The sequence below is a fragment of the Paraburkholderia strydomiana genome (assembly GCF_046030495.1).
Lineage (GTDB): Bacteria > Pseudomonadota > Gammaproteobacteria > Burkholderiales > Burkholderiaceae > Paraburkholderia > Paraburkholderia strydomiana_A.
On sequence record NZ_JAQQCJ010000018.1, the window covers coordinates 136,583 to 157,240 of the forward strand.

Sequence of the window (20,658 nt, forward strand, 5' to 3'; positions counted from 1 at the left end):
CAAGGTGTTGAATGCGCGTGCTGTTCGTGGGGCCTTCTCATCCTGAAGCCGCGTGGCTGTTCAAGGCGCTTCAGGAGAGTGCTCATAGTTTGCAGCGGGCCGACGATCTGCGCGACGGCGTTTTCCTCGCGACGCAGGAGCCCTTTGATGCGATCGTGTTGATGGTGCTCGACGTTGCGCTCTATCCGGCGTTTCAGGCGATGCTCGCGGAATTCACGCTGGCCGCAAGCGGCGCGGCGATCGTTGCCGTGCTGGGTGCCGCCACCGCCCAGGATCGCACGAGAGCGTTGCGGGCGGGCGCGGATGCCTGCTTCTGCCAGCCCTATTCGTTCATAGAAATGCATGAACGTTTGCAGGCGTTGCAGCGCACAGGCGGGACGCGCTCGGCGGCGGCCGTTTTCTCTTCAACCGCCACTTTTTCTGCCGCGATAGCGCTCAACGCGCCGTCTCTCGATGTCGCGACCCGGGAACTGGTTTGCGGCATGCGCCGGGTGGCGGTGACACGCCGCGAATTTCTTCTGCTCGAATGCCTGTTGAGACAGTTGAATGCGCCGGTCGCACGCGATCAGCTGATTCGCTACGCGTGGCCAGAAAAAGACGATGTCGATCCGTCCAGCGTCAATCTGGTTGTCTCCCGGTTGAGAAGAAAGCTGGTCGCTGACGTGCCGCAAGTGAAGATCGAGACGGTGAGCCGGTTCGGCTACCAGGTCTCGGTTTCTTCCTGATGCTCTCTGCCTGCGCAGTCATTTTTTCAACTCTTCAAGCCCGCGTCTGCTGCAAGTGATGCGGGTTTTTTGTTGTCCGCTTCTTCGCGGCAATTCAGAGCATTGACTCGCATCGAGTCAATGAACGGTTCATGAAAATCCAACGTATTGATTGAAAGACTGTCTTGCAAAGGCGGTGCTTTCTGGCCTCGATATATTCGTTGCGTGGTGACAGGCATTGCGGTGTCTCCATGGCCTTCAGGCATCCTCAATTAAACAAAAGGATATTCATGAATCAGAAGATGAAGCTGACGCATCTGGTCGGCGCGCTCCTATGTGCCGGTATGGCATCCGTTGCGCACGCGCAAAGCAGCGTCACGCTCTACGGCGTGCTCGATACGGGGATCGATTTCGCCAGCAATGTCGACGGCAGCCATCTCTATCAGATGGCCAGCGGCGTGAGCGCGGGAAGTCGTTGGGGGCTCAGGGGCAAGGAAGATCTCGGCGGCGGTCTCGCCGCGATCTTCGACCTCGAAAGCGGCTTCAATTCGAGCAACGGCGGTCTGGGCAGCGGCCTTGCGTTTTCGCGCAACGCCTATGTGGGAATCGCCAGTAGTCGATGGGCACGGTGACACTCGGGCGGCAGTGGGACCCGGTCGTCGACCTGATCGAGCCGTTCTCGCTGAACGACAGTTACGGTGGCTGGTATTTTTCGCACCCTAACGATATGGATAACCTCGATAACGGCTTTGCGATCAGCAATGCGGTGAAGTACACGAGTCCCAACATCGGCGGCTTCACGGGTGAGGCGCTCTATTCGTTCGGCGGGCAGGCCGGACAGTTCTCGAACAACGCGGCCTATAGCGCGGCGGCATCGTATTCGAACGGGCCGTTCTCGATTGGCGCGGGCTATTTGCGCGTCAACGATCCGCAGGAGTCGATCCAGAGCTATCAGAACGGCTCGGGCTTCACCAATGCGGTGTACGGCAACTATCTGGCAAACGCGCGCAGCCAGAACATCTTTGCCGCGGGTGCTTCCTGGTCGCTTGGCAAGTTCAAGGTGATGGGCAACTTCACCAACGTCAATTTCCAGCAGGGCGATGACGGTCAGGACGTCAAGTTCCAGAACTACGAAATCGCGGGCACGTTTCAGGCGACGAGTCAGCTGAATCTCGCGGCGGGCTATACCTATACGGACGGCCGCAATCATGCGACCGGCCAGGAGCCGAAGTATCAGCAGCTCAATCTGAGCGCGGAGTACGAGGTGTCGAAGCGCACCGCGGTGTATGCGCTGGCCGTGCTGCAAAGAGCGAGTGGCGGCGCGCTCGCGCAGATCGCCGGCTTCGATCCTTCATCCGATGGCGAGCAGGTTGTCGGCCGGGTCGGCATTCGACATTCGTTCTGACGCATCGGCTCCAGACGGAAAAGCGCGTTGCCCGACGGGCTACGCGCTCATTGCCTCAGGAGCCGAAATAGACATTGCAGTAGCTGGGTGGGCCGACACAGCTGTCGGCGCTGTTCGATGTCGTCGTTGCGCAGCCGGATAACAGCAGTCCGGCGGCAATGGCGGCGACGGCGAAACGGGCGGAGCGGTTGAGGGCGGTGCGGAGGGTCATCGCAGAGTGATCGATAGTGTCGTGGGAAAAACCGCGGTGCGGGGCGTGCGGCGAGGGAAGGGGATGCATTCGTCGCCTTCGACGAGCGCCGCTAACCAGGGGCGGCAAGCAAAGGAGCGCGGTTCAACGCGCCGCACGCCAACGGCGCCGCGACGGCTGCGACGGCCGCAAGGGCCGCAGCCGCGACGCCGGATGCGAGCGGTAGTGCCACGCTCGCACGCATCGGCAGGTGCTTCGGAATGCGCCACTCAATGCGCGTAAAGCGTCGAGTTGAGATACGCGAGCTGACCGTCCTTCTCCGCGTGCACCAGTTCCTGGTAGACCTGCGCGCGCGTTTTCTCTCCGGTCGCCTGGCCGTATGGCGACACCCACGAGCCGGCGGCATTGACCGCGGACATGGAGTTCGAGGCGACCTGCATCGACGGCGCCGCGTTCTGTTGCGTGGGCGCCGTGGACGTCTGGGCGAAAGCGGAAGCCGTTGCGGTGGCGCCGATCAAGGCGATGGCAAGCGTCAGGGATTTCATGTTCGTCATCCTTATCAATCAATTTGGGTGAGGCCGATGCGCGAACCGCAATGCATTCGCGGACCGGCTGATGAACAGGATAGTCAGTGGGCGTTAGCGGATCGGCGATGTATGCATGAAAAGATATTTATCCATCGATGCAGCGTTTTTACGGGGCGCACAGGCGTTCATCGCACGCATGTCGTGAAGATAAAAAACGTTTCATGAAGCGGCCTGTTTTGATCATGGGTGTGTCACCGCGTCTATCTACATTGCGGCTACCCGCACGGTGTGCGGGATCGGTCCGTGAATGCGCGGGCCGGCGCTTTCTCTTACCCGGAATCAAACATGAAAAAAGCAATGGCAACCACGCTCGTCGCGCTGGCCGGCACGTTCGGCACAGCGGCGTACGCACAAAGCAGCGTCACGTTGTACGGCACGCTCGACACCGGTCTCGACTACATCAGCAATCAGAAGACGGCCTCGGGCGGCAAAAGCAACTGGATGCTGGCAAGCGGCAACCTCAGCACCAACCGCTGGGGCTTGCGCGGCAACGAGGATCTCGGCGGTGGCCTGAGCGCGGTGTTCGACCTGGAGAACGGCTTCAATCTCGACAACGGCAAGTTCTCCAATGGCGGCGACGAATTCGGCCGGCAGGCATGGGTGGGTCTCGCGAGCAGGCAAGGGGGCACGGTGACGCTGGGACGGCAGTACGATTTCCTCGTGGATTTCGTCGCACCGTTGTCGGCGACCGGCTCGGGCTTCGGCGGCAACCTCGCCGATCATCCGTTCGACAACGACAACCTCAACAACGATCTGCGCCTGAACAACGCGCTGAAATTCCGCAGTGCGACCTACGACGGTCTGACGTTCGGCGGTGCGTATGCGTTCAGCAACGCGGCGGGCGGCTTCAGCAACAACAGCGCATACAGCCTCGGCGCGCAATGGGCCGGCGGTCCGTTCAACCTGGCCGTCGCGTATCTGCAGGTGAATCGCGCGGGCGGCGTCGATCAACCCGCGAACACGGGCGGCGCCGTGAGCAGCAGCGACGGCGATGCGACGTTCACCGCCGCGCGGCAGCGCATTCTCGGCGCGGCGGGGCGCTATACGTACGGCGCGGCGACGGTGGGCGTGGTGTTCACGCGCACGATCCTCAACGAGCCCGACCAGATCATGCAAGGCGGCTCGTATTCGACGCTCGGCGGCGATCTGCTGACCTTCAACAACTACGAACTCAATGCGCGCTATGCGCTGACGCCAGCCCTCACGCTGGGCGGTTCATACACGTTCACCGACGGGTATTTCAGCGACGACGGCCGGAGCATCGCGCCGAAATGGAATCAGTTCATGCTGCAGGCGGATTACGCGTTATCGCGCCGCACCGATCTGTATCTGCAAGGTGTGTATCAAAACGTGTCGGGCGCGGACGGCATCGCGGTGCTCGGTAACGCGTCGATCTATTCGCTGACGGCGTCGTCGAACAACCGGCAGGCTGTCGTCGCGGTAGGCGTGCGGCATCGGTTCTGAGCGGGGGGCATGAAGACGTAGTCGCCGGTAATGGGCCGGCGACTTCTCACGAGCAAACGTTTATCGTCGAAAAGCGCCGCTTCCCGAACGGGGTGCCCCTCAACCGTGGGACGCGACGACGCGCGGCTGCACGGACGACGCTTGCGCGGCCTGCACCTCAGGCGCGGCCGTGGCGCCGCTCGCCGACCATCCGCCGCCCAGTGCCTCGATCAACCCCACCGAAGCCAGCAGACGCCGCGTATTGAGGTTCAGCGCGGCAATCTGCGTGTCGAGCTCGGTGGTCTGCGCGGTGACCACGTCCAGATAACTCACCACGCCGTCGCGATAGCGCGACATCGACAGCGTCAGCGTGCGTTGCGCGGCGTTCAGCGCTTCGTCCTGCCGCGTGGCTTCGTCGCCGAGATGATGCAGTTGCGCGAGATTGTCCTCGACCTGCTGGAACGCGAGCAGCACGGCCGCTTTGTACTTCGCGCCGTTCTCCGCGAGCATCGCGCGCGCGTGCTGCGTCAGCGCGGCGCGGCGGCCGCCGTCGAACAGCGTGAACACGAGACTCGGCCCGACCGACCACATTTCGTTCGGCGCCATCAGCCACGGCGACAGCGTGTCGCTTTGATAGCCGCCGTCGAGGCCGAGCGAGACGTCCGGGAAGAACGCCGCCCTGGCGACGCCGATCTGCGCGTTCGCCCGCGCGACGCGGCGCTCGGCGGCGGCGATGTCCGGGCGCCGTTGCAGCAGTGCGGCCGGAACGCCGGTGGGAATCGACGGCAAATAGGCTGCATCGGTCGCGGCGCCGAGCGAGAAGTCCGATGCGGGCGTGCCGGTCAGGCTGGCGATCGCGTGTTCGTAGAGCGCGCGGCGCGCGGCGATATCGTCGGCGGAAGCGCGCGCGATGTCGAGTTGTGTCTGGGCGCGCGACACGTCGAGCTCCGAGGCGATGCCGCCGGCGTGGCGGCTCAGCGTGAGCGTGAGCGCGCGCCGATAGGTGTCGATCGTGTCGTCGAGCAGTTGCTGTTGTGCGTCGAGCCCGCGCAGATTGAAGTAGGCATCGGCGAGGCTTGCCTGCAAACTCAGCCGCACGGATGCGAGATCGGCTTCGCTCGCCTGCACCGCCGCGCGGCCCGCGGACACCTCGTTGCGGACCTTGCCCCACAGGTCGAGATCGTAGCTGATGCCGACGTCGACCGTATTCGCGCCGTACACGGAGGGTTGATCCGTGCCGCGCAGCGGCCGGTTGTCCGATTGCCGCTGGCGCTCCACCGATGCTTGCGCGCCGATCGTCGGGAACAGGCTCGAGCGCGCTTGCGCCAGATCGGCACTGGCCTCGTCATGGCGTGCGACGGCGGCAGCCACGTCCGGATTGGCCGCCGCCACCTGCGCTTCGAGGCGCGCCAGCACGGGATCGCGATACACGCTCCACCATGCGTCGCGCGGGACGCGGTCGGCCGGACGCGCGAGCTGCCACGCGCCGCCTTCCTTGAACGTGGTGGGCAGGGGGGTGACGGGCGCGTGATAGGGCGGCGCGAACGAACAGCCGCTCAGCAACGCGGCCGCCACGAGAGCAATGCACAGACGCCGTTTATCCATGTGCGCTCTCCGCCGCGCGCCGTTCCACCAAAGCAGCGCCGTTCGCCTCACGAGTGACAGGAGGCTTGCCTTGCAGCCGCACCTGATCGCCGGAAGCGAGCGAGTCGGGCGGATTGTCGATCACGCGGTCCGTCGCGTTCAAACCCGAGGCGATCTCGACATGCGTGCCGAGATCGGTCGCGATCGACACCGGCTTGAGCACCGCGCGGTTGTCGTGACCGACCACGGCGACCTGCAGGCCGTTCTGCCGGAAGATCAGCGAGCTTGCCGGAATCGACAGCGCATGCGCGTTGCCTGGCAGCGCGAAGTGCACCTCGGTGTATTCGCCGGGAATCAGCAGGCCGTCGTGATTGTCGACCACGAGTTGAACCAGCAGCGTGCCGGAGGATGGCGTGATCGCATCGTCGGTATCGACGAGCCGGGCGTCGAACTTCATGCCCGGCCGCTCGGGCACGGTGAGCGTCGCGACCATGCCTGGCTGGATGGCGGCCGCTTCGTCCTGCGGCACGCTCACGTAGACGCGCAGCCGGTGCGCATCGGACACCGAGAACAGTTCCGGGCCATTGCCGCCGCCCGCGTTGATCAGCGCGCCGATGTCGGTGGTGCGCGCGGTGACCACGCCATCGAACGGCGCGGTGATGCGCTTGAACGACTCGAGCGCTTCGAGCCGCCGCACGTTGGCCTGGTTCGCCGCGACCGTGGCCTGTTTCGCGACGAGGTCGCTGGTCTTTTCGTCGGCGTCCTGCTGCGAGACGGAATCCTGCTGCAGCATCTGGGTCCAGCGGCGCGCCGTGGAGGCCGCGAGTTTCTCGTTGGCCTGCGAGTTCTGCAGATCCGCGCGCGCCTGCTGCAATTGCTGATCGAGGTCCGGCGTGTCGATCACGCCGAGCAGCTGTCCGGCCTTGACCTGCGTGCCGATGTCCGCGTACCACGCATGCAGATAACCCGACACGCGCGCGTAGATCGGCGCGTTGACGAAGGCCGACAGATGGCCCGGCAGCACCAGCGCCTGCGTGGCGGAGTCGTGTTTCGGCGTGTAGGCGACCACCGTGGGCATCGCCTGCTGGGCGGACCACGTGGTCAGTTCCTGCTTCGCCTGCACGCGGCTGACGATGCCGCTCGTGACGACGCCGGCCGCCGCGAGCAGCGCGGCGAGCCCGATGAGCTTCAGATGGCGCAGCCGCTTCGGCGAATTGATCTCGATCTCAGTGGACATGTTGGACTCCGGGTTCGGATGAGGAATGGTCGTCGGAAGGCGCATGCGCGGTGTCGCGCCGGTGCACGATGCTGAACACGACGGGCACGAACAGCAAGGTCGCGAAGGTCGCGCAAATCAGCCCGCCGATCACGGCGCGGCCGAGCGGCGCGTTCTGTTCGCCGCCGTCACCGAGGCCGAGCGCCATCGGCGCCATGCCGATGATCATCGCGAGCGCCGTCATCAGCACCGGACGAAAGCGCGTGAAGCCGGCTTCCATCGCGGCGACCAACGCATTGCCGGTCATGGCGAACCGTTCGCGCGCGAAGCTCACCACCAGAATGCTGTTGGCGGTCGCCACGCCCATGCAGAGAATCGCGCCGGTCAATGCGGGTACCGAAAGCGGCGTATGCGTGGTGAACAGCATCCACACGATGCCGGCCAACGCCGCCGGCAACGCGGTGACGATCACGAACGCATCGCTCCACGAATGGAAGTTCACGACGATCAGCAGATAGATCAGCGCAATCGCGCCGACGAGACCGAGCGATAGTCCGAGGAACGCGCTGTTCATGGTCTGCACCTGGCCGCGCAACGTGACGATCGAACCCTTCGGCGCGTCTTTCGCGGTGGCCCGCACGATGTGCTGGATTTGCGCCGCCACCGCGCCGAGATCCTGGCCCTGGGTCGTCGCGAACACGTCGTAGAGCGGCTCGATGTTGTAGTGCGAGACCACCGCATTGCCCACGCCGCGCGTGATCGTCGCAATGCCGCCGAGTAGCTGCGCGTCACCGCTCTTGCCGGTCACGGGCAGGTTGTTCAGATTCGACAGCGACGTCATCCGGTATTGCGGCGTCTGCGCGACGATCGGATACGACACGCCGTTCTGCGGATTGAGCCAGTAGGTGGGCGACACCTGGCTCGTGCCGGACAGGCTCGCCACCACGGAGTTCGTGACGTCCTGCTCGGTGATGCCGAGCTGATCGGCGCGCGAGCGGTCCACCGACACGGTGAATTGCGGGTAGGTCGCGGCCTGCTGCATGCGCGTGTCGGCAATGCCGGGGATCATGCGCATGCGTCGCATCAGTTCGTTCGCGTAGCGATGATTGGCCGCCTGGTTCGGGCCGGCCACCTGCAGATCGATCGGCGCGGGCGCGCCGAAATTGAGGATCTGGCTGACGATATCGGCGGGCAGGAATGCGAACGTGGTGCCGGGAAATTCGCGCGGCAGGCTTGCGCGCAACGTGCGCACGAAGTCCGCGGTCGGCTGGTGCTTTTCGTTCAGCGAGATCAGGATATCGCCGTCTTGCGGACCGATCGTGCCGCTGTTGTTGTACGTCAGGTTGATCCCGCTATTGGGCAGGCCGATGTTGTCGACGATGCTGCGCAACTGATCCGGCGGAATGGCGCGGCGCACTGCGTTCTCGATCAGATCGAATTGCGCGGCGGTATCTTCGATGCGCGTGCCGATCGGCGCACGCACGTGAAGCGCGATTTCACCGGAGTCGATGTCCGGAAAGAAATTGCGGCCGAGCCACGGCGCGAGCAGGAACGACGCGCCGACCACGATCAGGAAACCCGCCACGAAGCGCTTGCGATGCGTGAGCGCGAGGCCGAGCACGATCCGGTACACGCCGCGCACGCGCTCGAAGCGCTGCTCGAAAGCGCGCTGGAAACGCACCAGCGGATTGCGCGACGGCGCCGCGTGCGCGTGGTCGCCATGCGGGTCCATCACCGCGGCCAGCTCGCCGGATGCATGGCCGCCGGACGCGTGCGGGCGCAACAGGTATTGCGCGAGCATCGGCACGAAGGTGCGCGACAGGATGAACGACGCGATCATCGCGAAGATCACCGCTTCGGCCATCGGCACGAACAGGAAGCGTGCGATGCCGTCGAGCAGCAGCATCGGCACGAACACGATGCAGATACACAGCAGCGACACGAAGGCGGGCCCGACGATCTGCGCGGCGCCGTCGAGAATCGCGCGCTTCACGTCCTTGCCTTGTTCCAGATGCCAGTTGATGTTTTCGATCGTGACGGTGGCGTCGTCGACCAGAATCCCGACGGCCAGTGCGAGGCCGCCGAGCGTCATCACGTTGAGCGTTTCGCCCATCGCCGCGAGGCCGGCGATCGCGGCGAGCACGGCGAGCGGAATCGATGCCGCGATGATCAGCGTGGAGCGCCAGCTGCCGAGAAACAGCAGGATCATCAACGACGTGAGCGCCGCGGCGATGATGCCCTCGCGCGCGACACCGCTGACCGCGCCCTTCACGAAGGTCGATTGATCGCCCATCGTGACGAGCTTGAGCCCCGGCGGCAGCGTCGCTTCGATACGCGGCAGTTGCGCCTTGACGCCCGCGATGATGTCGAGCGTCGAGGCCGAACCGTTCTTCAGAATACTCATCAGCACCGCGCGATGACCGTCCACGCGCACCACGTTGCCTTGCGGCGGATAGCCGTCGCGCACGTGCGCGACGTCGCGGATATAGAGGGTCGCGCCGTCGATGGTCTTGATCGGCAGCGCGTTCAGTTCGTCGAGCGCGAGCGGGCTGTTGTTCAGTTTGATGTTGTATTCGAAGCGGCCGATCTTCTCGGTGCCCGCCGGAATGATCTGGTTCTGCTGCGCGAGCGCGGTGGCGACGTCGTTGGCGGAGAGCTTTTTGGCCTGCAACGCTTGCGGGTCGAGATCGATCTGCACTTCGCGCGTCTTGCCGCCGTACGGCGTCGGAATCGCGACGCCCGGCACGCTCAGCAATTGCGGACGAATGAAGTTGGTCGCGTAGTCGGCGAGCTTCTGTTCGTCGAGCGTGTTGCTTGTCAGGGCGAGTTGCAGCACCGGCACCGTCGACGCGTTGTAGTTCAGGATCTGCGGCGGCGTGGTGCCGGGTGGCATCTGTTTGAGAACCGTCTGCGAGACGGAGGTCACCTGCGCGGTGGCGGTGCGGATGTCCACGCTCGGTTGAAAGAAGATCTTGACGATGCCGTAGCCGCGAAACGATTGCGACTCGATATGCGCGACGTCGTTGACGGTCGTGCCGAGCGTGCGCTCATAGTAAGTGACGATGCGCCCGGACATATCGTCCGGTTGCAGGCCGGCGTAGTTCCACACCACGCTGATGACGGGAATGCGGATGTCGGGAAAGATATCCGTTGGCGTGCGCAATGCGGCAAGCGGGCCGATCAGCAGGATCAGCAACGCAAGCACGATGAACGTGTAGGGCCGGGTCAAAGCTAACCGGACTATTTTCAACATCGAAGGCTGCTCCGTTCAGAGGCGCGATTGAATCTGCGCTGGCGTGTGGTGAGCGGGATTCGCGCGGCGCGCTCCCGTAACGGCATTCTGGGGAGCGAGTCCTAACACGCACCGACTCAACAGATGAAACAAGTTTTAGGAAGCGGTGCGCCGGATGCGTGGTGTGTCGTGAGGGGTGCGCGAGTGGTGCGCGAGTAGGCGCCGTGGATGTGCGGAAAAAAACGGACTCTGGCGATTCATGCAATGAATGCCAGCGCTCGTCTTGTGTGGGACGTCAAGGCGCGTGTGCGTGTCAGCCGAACAGATAGCCCGCGCCGCGAATCGTGCGAATCAACGGGCGCTCGCCGGGCGTCTCGACTTTCTTGCGCAAACGTCCCACATGCACGTCGATCAGATTGGTGCCGGGGTCGAAGCGGCAGCCCCACACGGCTTCGAAAATCATCGTGCGCGTGAGCACCTGGCCGCTGTGGCGCATCATGAATTCGAGCACGCGAAACTCGGTGGGTTGCAGATCGAGTTCGCGCTGCCGGTAGGTGACTTTGCGGCGCACCAGATCGAGTTCGAGCGCGCCGCTGCGCAGCAGCGTTTCGGCCTTGGCGTGGCGCGGACGGCGCCGCAGCAGCACTTCGATGCGGGCGAACATCTCTTCGGGCGAGAACGGTTTGGTCAGATAGTCGTCGCCGCCGGCGCGCAGCCCCTGAATGCGCTGATCGACGTCGGACATCGCGCTCATCACCAGCACGGGCGTTTCCATGCCGACGCCGCGCATCGTCGCGACGATCGTCAGGCCGTCGAGATCGGGCAGCATCCGGTCGAGCGTGACGACGTCGTAGTCGCCGGCCATCGCTTTGGCCATCCCTTCGCGGCCGGTGCGCGCCACGTCGACGGAAAAGCCGCTGGCGCTGAGCGTGCGCACGATGTCGTGCGCGATCAGCTCGTCGTCTTCGATCGTCAGGATTCTCGGCATGATGCGCGCGCCCGTGTCAGGCGACCGCGCGCAGCGCAACGGACCGGTCCGGCGCCCGGTACTGGCCGACCGCGAAGTCGATGAAGCTGCGCACGCGCATCGACAGATAGTTGCGGCCGGAGTAGAGGATCGATATCTGGCGCGGGCCGCCGTTGACCTCGAACTGTTCGAGCACCGGCACGAGGGCGCCGCGCGCGAGGTCGTCGGCGATGATCGGCTGCGGCAGCAGCGCGATGCCCATATGGTTGAGGGCGGCCACGCGCACCATCGCGCTGCTGCTCGCGGTGAGCGCGCTGCCGGTGTTGACGCGGTAGACGCCGTCGGCATCCGCGAATTCCCACGCGCGCGACGTGCCGTCGGACACTGTCAGCAGGCCGTGGCGGTTCAAGGCGGCTGGGTCGCGCGGCATGCCGTTGCGGGCGAGATAAACGGGCGACGCCACCGTCATGTCGTCGACGCTGGTGAGCGTGCGGCTGACCAGCGAGGAGTTGGACAGGCGCCGGTCGTCGCAGAAGCACACGTCGAAACCGCCTTCCACGAGGTCGATGGGCGTGTCGAACGTGGTGACGTCGAAGTCCACTCTGGGATGCCGCGTTCGATAGGCGGCCAGCAACGCGCCGAGGCCGGCGGTGGCGAACGTCATCGGGGTCGCGATACGCAACGTGCCTTGCGGATCGCGCGTGGTTTCCAGCAGACTGGATTCCATTTCGTCGAGCTTTTCGATGATCGCGCGGCAACCGTCGAGATACTCGCGGCCCACGTCGGTTAGCGAAAGACTGCGCGTGGTGCGATTGAGCAGGCGCATGTTCAGATGTGCCTCCAAGGTGCAGACGCTGCGCGTCACCGCGGCGGCGGACATGCCTAACTGTCGCGCCGCGAGGTTGAAGCTCGCGAGATCGACTACCCGTGTGAAGACTCGCATCGCTTGTAGCTGGTTCATAGGGGAACAGTAGAGAAGGGCGATGGACATATCTTCCGTGAGCGCGGATAAATCCGCGCCACTAGATGGATTAAGTCTTTTTTAACTTTGTGCAATGTTCATGAACTGTGCGGAAGCGCCGCGTACCGTGGCTTCTCATGAGATCATCAAGATAACTAAGTAATTGGCAAAAAAGAGCGCGGACAAAGCCGCGCCGGGGACAGAAGCTTGAATGAAACTAGTCGCGGTGACGCGGCAAATGAAGAATAGGCGGCTTGCGCCGCGCATTGCGCCCGCAACCTGAAGCGCCGTGCCGCGCGACACGCAACAGCCGCCGTTCGGCGGCATTTCAGTTGAGCATGCCGTGTATTTCGAACGATGCTTCCAGATGCTGCGTGAGCGCGTGATGCAGTTTGGCGAGACTTTCGGCGGGCAGCGCGAAGCCCGCCCAGCCTAGACCGGAATGTCTCAGGAACATGACCGCGCCGTCGTTCAGCGCAGGCTTTTCCGTGTGCCAGCAAGGGTCGACCTCGATCACATACCGATGCGAGCGCACCGGCGCCGTGGGCACTTCCGGGCGCATCGTGGCGCGCAACACGGCGAGGTGCTCGATCAGCGCGTCCAGATCGGCCGCCTCGAGCAGCACCGCGCTGCCGTCGATGGCGATACGGACCGCGTTGCGTCCATACTCGTTGACTCTCTCGATGTTCATTGGGCGCGACATGGTTCAGCTCCTTACGACGATCACATTGCGCAAATTATCGGGCGGCCTCAGCGGGCCTTTCCTTAAAGATCGCGATCCGCGGATGAAACTTTGTTTAAGGAAAATGTGTGCCCGATTGCTGCAACGCGTTTATTCATCTGACGTAATAAACGATCTGCGCATTGAAGGGACGTATCAGCTCATGCGCAAGGCGCCCGATGTTTCAATATAGAAACATTTCCAGACACCCGCGGAAATGTGCTTTTAGATATTAATTCCGTTGAATTAAGGATATCGGCGACCAGGCTGGAGTTCAAGTCGATAAATTTGCGATTTGCGAATAAATCAGGTATTGAGCGGCCATTATCCGGGCGATTGCGAGTTCATGTTTGAAACACTTTGAACTCGTGCGGTGACGGACGGGTTCGCAAATCGTTTCTTCGCAGCATCTGAAAGTCTGGCCGCGATTCGCCGGAAAGTGAGGCCGGATATGGCCCGGCGGCCTGCCGACGCTGAGGGCTCCCCGCTGTGCGCCGTGCCGGCGTGGTTTGCCGGGTTGTCATATGAAACGGCGGATAATCGTTTTCTTCATACATTCTATTTTCTGATGTCAATTTGTTTTTCAAATTTACTCGGGCGGTTCATTCCGCTAACATCACGCTTAATCCGTTAAGCGGCCTTGTCGGCAATTCCAGTCGTAATAATTCATTCGTCCGTCTCGGACGGCTAACGGGGCATCGGGGTCCACAACGTATGACCGTTTGGGGAAGATCATGCCGCAAATGCATCTTGATACCGCGAGAATTACGTGGCTTCACACGCCGACTTTGAACGTCCGTACCGCAGCGCGGCGAATTGGAATATTGCTGTTCGACGGTTTCTGGCTGCTGGGGCCTGGTACGGTGGTCGAGATGTTCCAGAGTGCCAATGAACTGTCGGGTTCGCGAGCCGGCGAAGAGCCGCCCTACGAAGTGCAGTTTCTGTCGATGGAGGGCGGCAGCGTCTCCAGTTCCTCGTCGGCGCGCATCTGGACCGATCGCATCGATGCGCGCTTCGGCAGCGGTTTCGACGTGCTGTTCATCGCCGGCGGCCACGGCGCGCTGGCGGCCGCACGCGACGAGCGGCTGCTCATCTGGCTGCGTGCGGTGCAGGCGCGTACGCGGGCGATCGAAACGATCGGCGAGGGCCGGCTCGTACTGGAAGCCGCCGGTCCCACCGACCATGACGGCCTGCAGATGAATCGCTATCCCGGCGGTGCATCGAGCGAGGCCGCGCTGAGCGCGTCCAACGACCGTCACGATTGCGCGCGCGCCGCGCTGATGTTCATCAAGCGCGACCTGGGCGCCGAACTCGCGCGCAGCGTCGCCGATCGCGTTATGCCCGGGATGGCGGCGACGTGGGTGCCGCTGCCCGCCGAAGGGGGCACGCTGAGCGTCGCTGAAAAAATCCGCGCCGCGGCGCGCTGGATGGAGGCGAACTGCGATCGTCCGGTGTCGGTGGCCGACGCGGCGCAGGTGGCCGCAATGAGCGAGCGCAATTTCCTGCGCCGCTTCAAGCACGAGATGCAGGTCACGCCATCGGACTATCTTCTGCAGGTGCGGCTGCGCATTGCGTGCAACTTCCTCACCGAGACCGAATTGCCGGTCGACAAGATCGCGCGGCGCAGCGGCACCGGCAACGGCGATCGTCTCGCGAAGATCTTCCGCAAGCGCATGGCGCTTTCGCCCACGGAATATCGCGCGCGCAGCAGGGTGGCGAACGAGGCGTAGGATGTCAGGAAGGCGCCCGTGCCGACGGGTGCGCCTCATCACTGTTGAATGCGGCCACAGCGGCGGCCGTATTCTCGCCGGCCAGCCTTCTTACGAGCAGAGTGGCAATGGGCAACAAGGTAATGGCGACGGCATTGCCGGATGTGAAACTCATCGAGCCTGAGGTGTTTTGGGACGACCTCGGCTTCTGCTTCGAGAGCTTTAGCGCGGACGAGTTTGCCGATGACGTCTCGAAAGGTTTCGATTTCGTGCAGGACCGGCATTTGCGCGCGGTGCGCGGCGTGCTGCGCGGATTGCACTATCAGGTCCAACGTCCACAGGGCCGGCTGATACGGATCGTGCAGGGCGAGGTGTTCGACGTCGTCGTGGACGTGCGGCTCAATTCGCCGAACTTCGGCAAGTGGTGCGGCGAATATCTGAGCGCGGCCAATCAACGGCAAATCTGGGTTCCGCCGGGCTTCGCGCATGGCTTCGTGGTGCTGTCCGACGTCGCCGAGTGCATTTGGAAAACCACCGAGTACTGGTTTCCGGAACTCGAGCGCTGCCTCCTGTGGTGCGATCCCGACATCGGCATCGAATGGCCGATCGACTTCGAGCCCATCCTTGGCGCGAAGGATGCAGCGGGCCGGCGTCTCTATGAAGCGGAAAACATCGCCTGATTTCCCTGTGAGTTTTTACGACATTTTTTCTTGAGACGCTTCCAGGCGAACTCTACACTTCGAGCATCCCGATTGTTCGAGGTGCTCAACGTGAAGCGACGTACGACCAAACAAACCGTTCGTATCGACTACGTGTGTCATGGCATCGGCCATGTCGAATTGCGCCGCTTCGACGCGGCGCGCGATTCATTCGTCGCGTTGACGGCGATGCTGCATCGGGCCTTCGCGCCGCTCGGCGCAATGGGGCTGAACTGCACGTGTGTGGATCAGAGCGTCGAGACCACGCGCTCGCGCGCGACGCGCGGCGATTGCTACGTGGCGGTCTGCGAAGGACGCACGGTCGGCACGATGACGCTGTACGCGCCGGACCACGGCTCGTCGTGCGAACTCTACCGGCACGACGATATCGCGAGCTTGCGGCAGTTCGCCGTGGAGCCTCAGTGGCAGGGACGCGGCATCGGCACGCTGCTGATCGCGTTTGCCGAGCATTGGGCTGCGACGCGCGGTTATGCGGAGCTTGCGCTCGACACGCCGCAACCGGCTGCGCAGCAGATTGCGTTCTATCGCGGCCAGGGGTTTCGCATCGTCGACTTCATGCATGTGGAAGGCAAACGCTATGACAGCGCGATTCTGAGCAAGCCACCCGTGGCGACGCGCACGCTCGCCAACTGGTCGCATCGTCTGAGCGTGGCGCAGCCGATTGCGTGCGCGGCGTGAATGGGTGCCGCGAAGCATGCGTGCTGGCGCAGCGCTGCTGCAGGGCATTGTGTCGATGACAAGTGAGTAGCACGCGCGCGAGGGCGCGTATGGCACGAATGAAGCCCCGACGCGGGCAGCAACTATTGCAATACCGTGTGGCAAGTATTGCATCGACGCCCAGCTGCTCGCATCGGGGCAGGGTCTGTTTCCAGCTATCTGCCGAGGCGGCGCTCAGCGTCGTATCACGCCCATCAGCAGGGTGACGAGGAAGATCACCACGAAGATGAAGAACAGGACCTTGGCGATTTCCGTCGCGCCTGCGGCGATGCCGCCAAAGCCGAACACAGCGGCGATGATGGCGATAATGAAGAAAATTACAGCGTATCGAAGCATGGGACCTCCCACCGATGGATTGCTGGATTGAAGTAACAAACGGCGACCCGTCGCGGGCATGGCATGCTTCGACGGGTGATTTGCCGGTGAGCGGAATGGAGCAATAGGTGTGCCCACGGATGCGCACGCGCGTGAGGTGCGTGGCGGATCATCGAAGCGGGTTGGATTTGCGCGATGAAAGGGCGGCGAGGCGATGAGCGCCTGGCGTCTTGTCGAACTTGATACCGGCGCAACGGGCCATTCACATTACAATCTTCTGCCCAAAGCCGCCCGCCCGCGAAGGCGCATTCATCGTCATGTTGAAGATTCTGGTCAGCGCGTGTCTGGCCGGCCACCCGGTCCGCTACGACGGTGCCGCCAAAACTGCCCACGATGCGTGGTTCGCGCGCTGGCGCGACGAAGGCCGTCTCGTGCTCGTGTGCCCGGAAGTGGCCGCGGGATTGCCGACTCCGCGGCCGCCTGCGGAAATCCAGTGGCGCCGCAGCGGCGCCGACGTGCTGAACCACGCAGCGTCGATCCCCGAGAACACAGGCGCAGACGTCACCGCGCTATTCATTGCCGGTGCCGAGCATGCGTTGCGGCGCGCGCAAGCGGAAAACTGCCGCTACGCGTTGCTGGCCGACGGCAGTCCCTCGTGCGGCAGCACGTTCATCCACGACGGCGAATTCAGCGGCGCCACGCACGCTGGCGCGGGCGTCACCGCGACGCTGTTGCGACAGCACGGCATTCGCGTTTTCGCGCAATCGCAGATCGCCGAACTGGCCGCGGTGATTGCGCTCGATTCGGCGCTCGACCCGAACGACCCATCCGCGGCAGTCGAATCACCCAAGGCAAAGCGGCACCATTGATTCATCCGCTAACGTTTGCGAGCCTGCGCATCGTTCACGCAAAGCGCGAAATGGAGCGCGCAGCGTAAAAACCTTGCCGCGCTATCCGCGTATCCAGTGATAGACAATCGGCCCGCTCAACACGCCCCACGTCACCGCGCAAATCAGCAGCGCGATCGTCACGGCCGCACTGCCGCAATCTTTCGCGCGCTTCGATAACTCGTGGCGTTCGAGCGAAATCCGGTCGATCGCAGCCTCGATGCTCGAATTGAGCAACTCCACCAGCAGCACCAGCAATACCGACACGATCAGCAGCACGCGCTCGATCGCGCTCACCGGCATCAGCAACGCCCCCGGCACCAGAATCGCCGCGAGCGCGGCCTCCTGGCGAAACGCGCTCTCCTCGCGCAATGCCGCGACGATGCCATCGCACGAGTGCCGCAGCGCGAATAGCGCACGCAGAGGACCACTACGTTTTGCGGGCGCACAGGGCGCGGGGGATTCGGTCGGATTGCTCATGATCGGCACTGCGTTCAAAGGCGGCAGCATGCCTTAAATGTCACAAATTGTCACAACTTTGTGCTATCTTTGCGCCGCCCTTCGGCGCGGGGCTGCCGCAGCCGACTGACGACGGAATACAAGAACGAGCTTCCGGCACGCCGTGCCGCACCCGCTCCAATGTGTGGCCACGCCCGTCGTCCTGCCGGTCATTCAAGGTTTCGCCAGATCTTCCGTAATACAGGGGTAGAGGACCGCATCGCGGTCGAGTCGCAATCCGTTTCCATTTCCGCGCGCGCGTGCGGCAGACCGAATTCGCACAGTGCCCAATGCAGTCAAGGGCGGACGGCCGAGGTCCAACAAGCTGATCTGTCATGAAACCTGTCGTATCGTTGTGCCTGTCGCTGACCGCCGCATTCGGCGCTCTCTATGCCGCCGTATCGGCCGCTGCGCCGTCCGTGCCCGCTGGATCGATTGCATCGGTTGCGCGTCCGGCGTCATCGGTTGCGGTTTTCGCGCCGGCGTCGAATGCGGCGATAGCGGGCCTCCTCGCTGCCAACGCCGCGAACGGAACGCCTGCGACTAACGCGGCGACTGCATCCGGCAAGGCCGGCGCTGCTGCCGACGCGGCAAACTCCACCACCCACCTGTCGTTCGCTGCGTTAGGCGCGTATCAACCGCTGAACCTGCGCGGACTCGACGACGCGCGCACCGTCAACGTCGGCGTGCGGCTCGATCGCGTGGTCACCGCGGCGCGGCTGCGCCTGCGCTATACGTATTCGCCGGCGCTGGTCTTTCCGCTCTCGCATCTGAAGGTGTCGATCAACAACGAAGTGGTCGCGACCGTGCCGTTCGATCGCGAACACGCCGGGCAGATCGTCACGCAGGAGATCGCGCTCGACCCGCGCTTTCTTACCGATTACAACCAGCTCGATCTGCGGCTGATCGCGCATTACACGCTCGACCATTGCGAGGACCCGGACAACTCGGCGCTATGGGCCGACGTCAGTCCGACGAGCGAGCTGATTCTCGACAGCGCGCCGATCCGCTTGCCCGACGATCTGGCGCTATTGCCCGCGCCGTTTTTCGACCGGCGCGACGTGAGCCGGCTGATGCTGCCGTTCGTGCTGCCGGCCGGCGCCGACAACGCGACGCTGCGCAGCGCAGGCGTGCTCGCCTCGTGGTTCGGCGCTCAGGCCGATTACCGGCAGGCGCGCTTTCCGGCTGTGTCCGCGTTGCCGTCCGATGCGCACGCGGTGGTGGTCGCGCGCAGCGCGCAGTTGCCCGCCGGTCTGAAGCTGCCGACGGTGAGCGGCCCGATGCTCATCGTCGCCGACAATCCCGCCGCGCCGGGCAAGAAGCTGCTGATCGTGACGGGCCGCACGGCGCAGGAAGTCGACCAGGCCAGCGCCGCGCTCGTGCTCGGCAAGACGGCGATGGCGGGGCCCGCCGTGCGCATCGGGCAGATCGACATCGGTGCGCCGCGCAAACCGTACGATGCGCCGCGCTGGGTACCGGTGGATCGCCCGGTCGCGTTCAAGGAACTGATCGACACGCCGAACCAGCTGCAGGTGCAGGGCAGCGCGCCGGACGCAATCCGCCTGAATCTGCGCGTGCCCGCCGATCTGTTCTCGTGGAACGGCGCGGGCGTGCCGCTGAACCTGAAATACCGCTATACCGCGCCGACGGTGCAGAACAACTCGGCGCTCGCGGTGCAGATCAACGACCAGCTCGTCAAGTCGTACCGGCTCGCGCCGGCCAGCGCCGACGACGCGCAAGGCCGTCTGCAACTGCCGGTGCTGTCGAACGGCGGCAACCGCTCGAGCAGCGCGCTCGACATTCCCGCATTCCGCGTCGGCAGCTCGAACCAGTTGCAGTTGCGCTTCAATCTGGATTCGCAGAAGACCGGGCTGTGCCAGTCGGTGGCCTCGAATCCGGTGCAGGCCGCGGTCGACCCCGATTCGACGATCGACTTCTCGGGCTTCGTCCACTACGCGCAGATGCCGAACCTCGCGTACTTCGCGAACAGCGGCTTCCCGTTCACGCGCTACGCCGATCTCTCGCAGACAGCCGTGGTGATTCCCGAGCATCCTGCGCCGCAGGAAATCGAAGGCATGCTGACGATGCTCGGCCACATGGGGCAGTGGACCGGCTATCCGGCGCTGCGCGTGCAGATCGCGCGGCCTCGCGAGCTTGCGCTCCTGAGCGGCAAGGATCTGCTCGTGATCGGCGGCAACGGCTCGGCGCCGCTGCTTGCACGTTGGCGCGACGCGTTGCCGCTGAGCATCGGCGCGGCATCGAACGACGGCGCTTCCGACGGTCCGATTACGCGCGCATCGTTTTCGGTGAAGGAGCAGTGGCGCAACGGCGCGCATCTGCCGGATGGCAGCGCGCGTATCGACCGCGACGGCGCGCTCGCCGCGCTGATGGGTTTCGAGCTGCCGGGCAGCAAGGGACGCAGCGTGGTCGCGTTGACGGCCACCGATCAGCAGCAGTTGTCGCAGTTGCTCGACATGCTCGAGAAGCCCGACCGCGTCGCGCAGTTGCAGGGCGACGTCGCGTTGCTGCGCGGCGGCGAAGTGGACAGCATGCGCGTCGGCGACGCGTATGTGGTCGGCTATGTGCCGTGGTATGCGAAGTTGTGGAGCCGTGCGATCGAGCACCCGGTCCTGCTCGGCGTGCTCGGCGCGCTGGCCGGGCTGCTGCTGGCGATCGGCGCGTTCACCGCGTTGCAGGAACTGGCCGCGCGCCGCCGGGGAGTCTGAACGATGACGCCGGTGAGGGGCAAGGCGCCGTCGGGACGGGGGCGGGGCGATGTACGAGGGGATGCGGGTCGGGGTTT

At 64.0% G+C, this 20,658-nt stretch carries 18 protein-coding genes and 1 pseudogene; 8 read left to right on the forward strand and 11 right to left on the reverse strand.

Annotation, left to right across the window (positions count from 1 at the left end):
* The first annotated feature begins 11 nt into the window (after positions 1 to 11).
* Positions 12 to 725: a response regulator transcription factor gene (locus PQQ53_RS23425; RefSeq protein WP_408326493.1), complete on the forward strand. Its 714-nt coding sequence runs from the start codon at positions 12 to 14 to the stop codon at positions 723 to 725.
* 26 nt (positions 726 to 751) lie between these two features.
* Here the strand turns inward: PQQ53_RS23425 and PQQ53_RS23430 are convergent, their stop codons facing one another.
* Positions 752 to 943, reverse strand: a complete 192-nt coding sequence (locus PQQ53_RS23430) for a hypothetical protein (RefSeq protein ID WP_408145231.1) — start codon at positions 941 to 943, stop codon at positions 752 to 754.
* Positions 944 to 994: 51 nt separating this feature from the next.
* On the opposite strand from PQQ53_RS23430, the pseudogene PQQ53_RS23435 reads away from it, so the two are divergent.
* A pseudogene (locus tag PQQ53_RS23435) lies at positions 995 to 2,109 on the forward strand (porin).
* A gap of 55 nt (positions 2,110 to 2,164) precedes the next feature.
* Here PQQ53_RS23435 and PQQ53_RS23440 read toward each other — a convergent pair.
* The gene (locus tag PQQ53_RS23440) at positions 2,165 to 2,389 is read right to left on the reverse strand and encodes a hypothetical protein (RefSeq protein WP_408326496.1); all 225 of its coding nucleotides are present in this window, start codon (positions 2,387 to 2,389) and stop codon (positions 2,165 to 2,167) included.
* A gap of 179 nt (positions 2,390 to 2,568) precedes the next feature.
* Entirely contained in the window at positions 2,569 to 2,844 is a 276-nt protein-coding gene (locus tag PQQ53_RS23445; RefSeq protein ID WP_408156655.1) for a DUF4148 domain-containing protein, read from the reverse strand.
* A gap of 327 nt (positions 2,845 to 3,171) precedes the next feature.
* Here PQQ53_RS23445 and PQQ53_RS23450 point away from each other — a divergent pair, with 327 nt between their 5' ends.
* Entirely contained in the window at positions 3,172 to 4,350 is a 1,179-nt protein-coding gene (locus PQQ53_RS23450; protein ID WP_408326499.1) for a porin, read from the forward strand.
* A gap of 99 nt (positions 4,351 to 4,449) precedes the next feature.
* On the opposite strand, the gene PQQ53_RS23455 is transcribed toward PQQ53_RS23450, so the two are convergent.
* The 6 genes from PQQ53_RS23455 to PQQ53_RS23480 all read right to left on the reverse strand — a co-directional run bounded on the left by PQQ53_RS23455 (position 4,450) and on the right by PQQ53_RS23480 (position 12,992).
* Positions 4,450 to 5,934, reverse strand: coding sequence for an efflux transporter outer membrane subunit (locus PQQ53_RS23455; protein ID WP_408326501.1), 1,485 nt, complete (start codon positions 5,932 to 5,934; stop codon positions 4,450 to 4,452).
* Positions 5,927 to 7,150 (reverse strand): efflux RND transporter periplasmic adaptor subunit, encoded by a 1,224-nt coding sequence (locus tag PQQ53_RS23460; protein ID WP_408156651.1) that lies wholly within the window; start codon positions 7,148 to 7,150, stop codon positions 5,927 to 5,929. Before PQQ53_RS23460 ends, PQQ53_RS23455 begins: the two co-directional genes overlap by 8 nt.
* Entirely contained in the window at positions 7,140 to 10,382 is a 3,243-nt protein-coding gene (locus PQQ53_RS23465) for an efflux RND transporter permease subunit (RefSeq protein ID WP_408326503.1), read from the reverse strand. Before PQQ53_RS23465 ends, PQQ53_RS23460 begins: the two co-directional genes overlap by 11 nt.
* A gap of 292 nt (positions 10,383 to 10,674) precedes the next feature.
* On the reverse strand, positions 10,675 to 11,349 hold the full coding sequence (locus PQQ53_RS23470) for a response regulator transcription factor (RefSeq protein WP_408145244.1): 675 nt from the start codon (positions 11,347 to 11,349) through the stop codon (positions 10,675 to 10,677).
* A gap of 16 nt (positions 11,350 to 11,365) precedes the next feature.
* Positions 11,366 to 12,289 carry a LysR family transcriptional regulator gene (locus PQQ53_RS23475; protein ID WP_408145246.1) on the reverse strand — a complete coding sequence of 308 codons (924 nt, stop codon included), beginning with the start codon at positions 12,287 to 12,289 and terminating at the stop codon, positions 11,366 to 11,368.
* 328 nt (positions 12,290 to 12,617) lie between these two features.
* Complete coding sequence (locus tag PQQ53_RS23480; RefSeq protein WP_408145248.1) at positions 12,618 to 12,992, reverse strand: hypothetical protein; 375 nt, start codon at positions 12,990 to 12,992, stop codon at positions 12,618 to 12,620.
* A 752-nt stretch (positions 12,993 to 13,744) separates the two neighbouring features.
* Between PQQ53_RS23480 and PQQ53_RS23485 the strand changes: the two genes are divergently transcribed.
* From PQQ53_RS23485 to PQQ53_RS23495, 3 genes are all read left to right on the forward strand, one after another.
* Positions 13,745 to 14,740, forward strand: a complete 996-nt coding sequence (locus PQQ53_RS23485; RefSeq protein WP_408145250.1) for a GlxA family transcriptional regulator — start codon at positions 13,745 to 13,747, stop codon at positions 14,738 to 14,740.
* A gap of 107 nt (positions 14,741 to 14,847) precedes the next feature.
* Positions 14,848 to 15,399 carry a dTDP-4-dehydrorhamnose 3,5-epimerase gene (rfbC, locus tag PQQ53_RS23490; RefSeq protein WP_408145251.1) on the forward strand — a complete coding sequence of 184 codons (552 nt, stop codon included), beginning with the start codon at positions 14,848 to 14,850 and terminating at the stop codon, positions 15,397 to 15,399.
* 90 nt (positions 15,400 to 15,489) lie between these two features.
* On the forward strand, positions 15,490 to 16,116 hold the full coding sequence (locus PQQ53_RS23495) for a GNAT family N-acetyltransferase (RefSeq protein ID WP_408145253.1): 627 nt from the start codon (positions 15,490 to 15,492) through the stop codon (positions 16,114 to 16,116).
* A 213-nt stretch (positions 16,117 to 16,329) separates the two neighbouring features.
* Here PQQ53_RS23495 and PQQ53_RS23500 read toward each other — a convergent pair whose 3' ends face one another.
* The gene (locus PQQ53_RS23500) at positions 16,330 to 16,491 is read right to left on the reverse strand and encodes a DUF1328 domain-containing protein (protein ID WP_085481861.1); all 162 of its coding nucleotides are present in this window, start codon (positions 16,489 to 16,491) and stop codon (positions 16,330 to 16,332) included.
* Positions 16,492 to 16,787: 296 nt separating this feature from the next.
* Here PQQ53_RS23500 and PQQ53_RS23505 point away from each other — a divergent pair, with 296 nt between their 5' ends.
* Positions 16,788 to 17,339 (forward strand): 2-thiouracil desulfurase family protein, encoded by a 552-nt coding sequence (locus PQQ53_RS23505; RefSeq protein WP_408326505.1) that lies wholly within the window; start codon positions 16,788 to 16,790, stop codon positions 17,337 to 17,339.
* An 81-nt stretch (positions 17,340 to 17,420) separates the two neighbouring features.
* On the opposite strand, the gene PQQ53_RS23510 is transcribed toward PQQ53_RS23505, so the two are convergent.
* Entirely contained in the window at positions 17,421 to 17,837 is a 417-nt protein-coding gene (locus PQQ53_RS23510; protein WP_408326508.1) for a diacylglycerol kinase, read from the reverse strand.
* 353 nt (positions 17,838 to 18,190) lie between these two features.
* Here PQQ53_RS23510 and bcsB point away from each other — a divergent pair, with 353 nt between their 5' ends.
* A complete protein-coding gene (gene bcsB, locus PQQ53_RS23515) occupies positions 18,191 to 20,581 on the forward strand; it encodes a cellulose biosynthesis cyclic di-GMP-binding regulatory protein BcsB (protein ID WP_408326511.1) in 2,391 nt (796 codons plus the stop codon).
* Positions 20,582 to 20,658 lie beyond the last annotated feature (77 nt).

Bases quoted from the DNA above. Each gene is read 5' to 3' on its own strand.
- PQQ53_RS23425 (WP_408326493.1), top strand. From the start codon at position 12: ATGCGCGTGCTGTTCGTGGGGCCTTCTCATCCTGAAGCCGCGTGGCTG.
- PQQ53_RS23430 (WP_408145231.1), bottom strand. From the start codon at position 943: ATGCCTGTCACCACGCAACGAATATATCGAGGCCAGAAAGCACCGCCT.
- PQQ53_RS23440 (WP_408326496.1), bottom strand. From the start codon at position 2,389: ATGCATCCCCTTCCCTCGCCGCACGCCCCGCACCGCGGTTTTTCCCAC.
- PQQ53_RS23445 (WP_408156655.1), bottom strand. From the start codon at position 2,844: ATGAAATCCCTGACGCTTGCCATCGCCTTGATCGGCGCCACCGCAACG.
- PQQ53_RS23450 (WP_408326499.1), top strand. From the start codon at position 3,172: ATGAAAAAAGCAATGGCAACCACGCTCGTCGCGCTGGCCGGCACGTTC.
- PQQ53_RS23455 (WP_408326501.1), bottom strand. From the start codon at position 5,934: ATGGATAAACGGCGTCTGTGCATTGCTCTCGTGGCGGCCGCGTTGCTG.
- PQQ53_RS23460 (WP_408156651.1), bottom strand. From the start codon at position 7,150: ATGTCCACTGAGATCGAGATCAATTCGCCGAAGCGGCTGCGCCATCTG.
- PQQ53_RS23465 (WP_408326503.1), bottom strand. From the start codon at position 10,382: ATGTTGAAAATAGTCCGGTTAGCTTTGACCCGGCCCTACACGTTCATC.
- PQQ53_RS23470 (WP_408145244.1), bottom strand. From the start codon at position 11,349: ATGCCGAGAATCCTGACGATCGAAGACGACGAGCTGATCGCGCACGAC.
- PQQ53_RS23475 (WP_408145246.1), bottom strand. From the start codon at position 12,289: ATGAACCAGCTACAAGCGATGCGAGTCTTCACACGGGTAGTCGATCTC.
- PQQ53_RS23480 (WP_408145248.1), bottom strand. From the start codon at position 12,992: ATGTCGCGCCCAATGAACATCGAGAGAGTCAACGAGTATGGACGCAAC.
- PQQ53_RS23485 (WP_408145250.1), top strand. From the start codon at position 13,745: ATGCCGCAAATGCATCTTGATACCGCGAGAATTACGTGGCTTCACACG.
- rfbC (WP_408145251.1), top strand. From the start codon at position 14,848: ATGGGCAACAAGGTAATGGCGACGGCATTGCCGGATGTGAAACTCATC.
- PQQ53_RS23500 (WP_085481861.1), bottom strand. From the start codon at position 16,491: ATGCTTCGATACGCTGTAATTTTCTTCATTATCGCCATCATCGCCGCT.
- PQQ53_RS23505 (WP_408326505.1), top strand. From the start codon at position 16,788: ATGTTGAAGATTCTGGTCAGCGCGTGTCTGGCCGGCCACCCGGTCCGC.
- PQQ53_RS23510 (WP_408326508.1), bottom strand. From the start codon at position 17,837: ATGAGCAATCCGACCGAATCCCCCGCGCCCTGTGCGCCCGCAAAACGT.
- bcsB (WP_408326511.1), top strand. From the start codon at position 18,191: ATGAAACCTGTCGTATCGTTGTGCCTGTCGCTGACCGCCGCATTCGGC.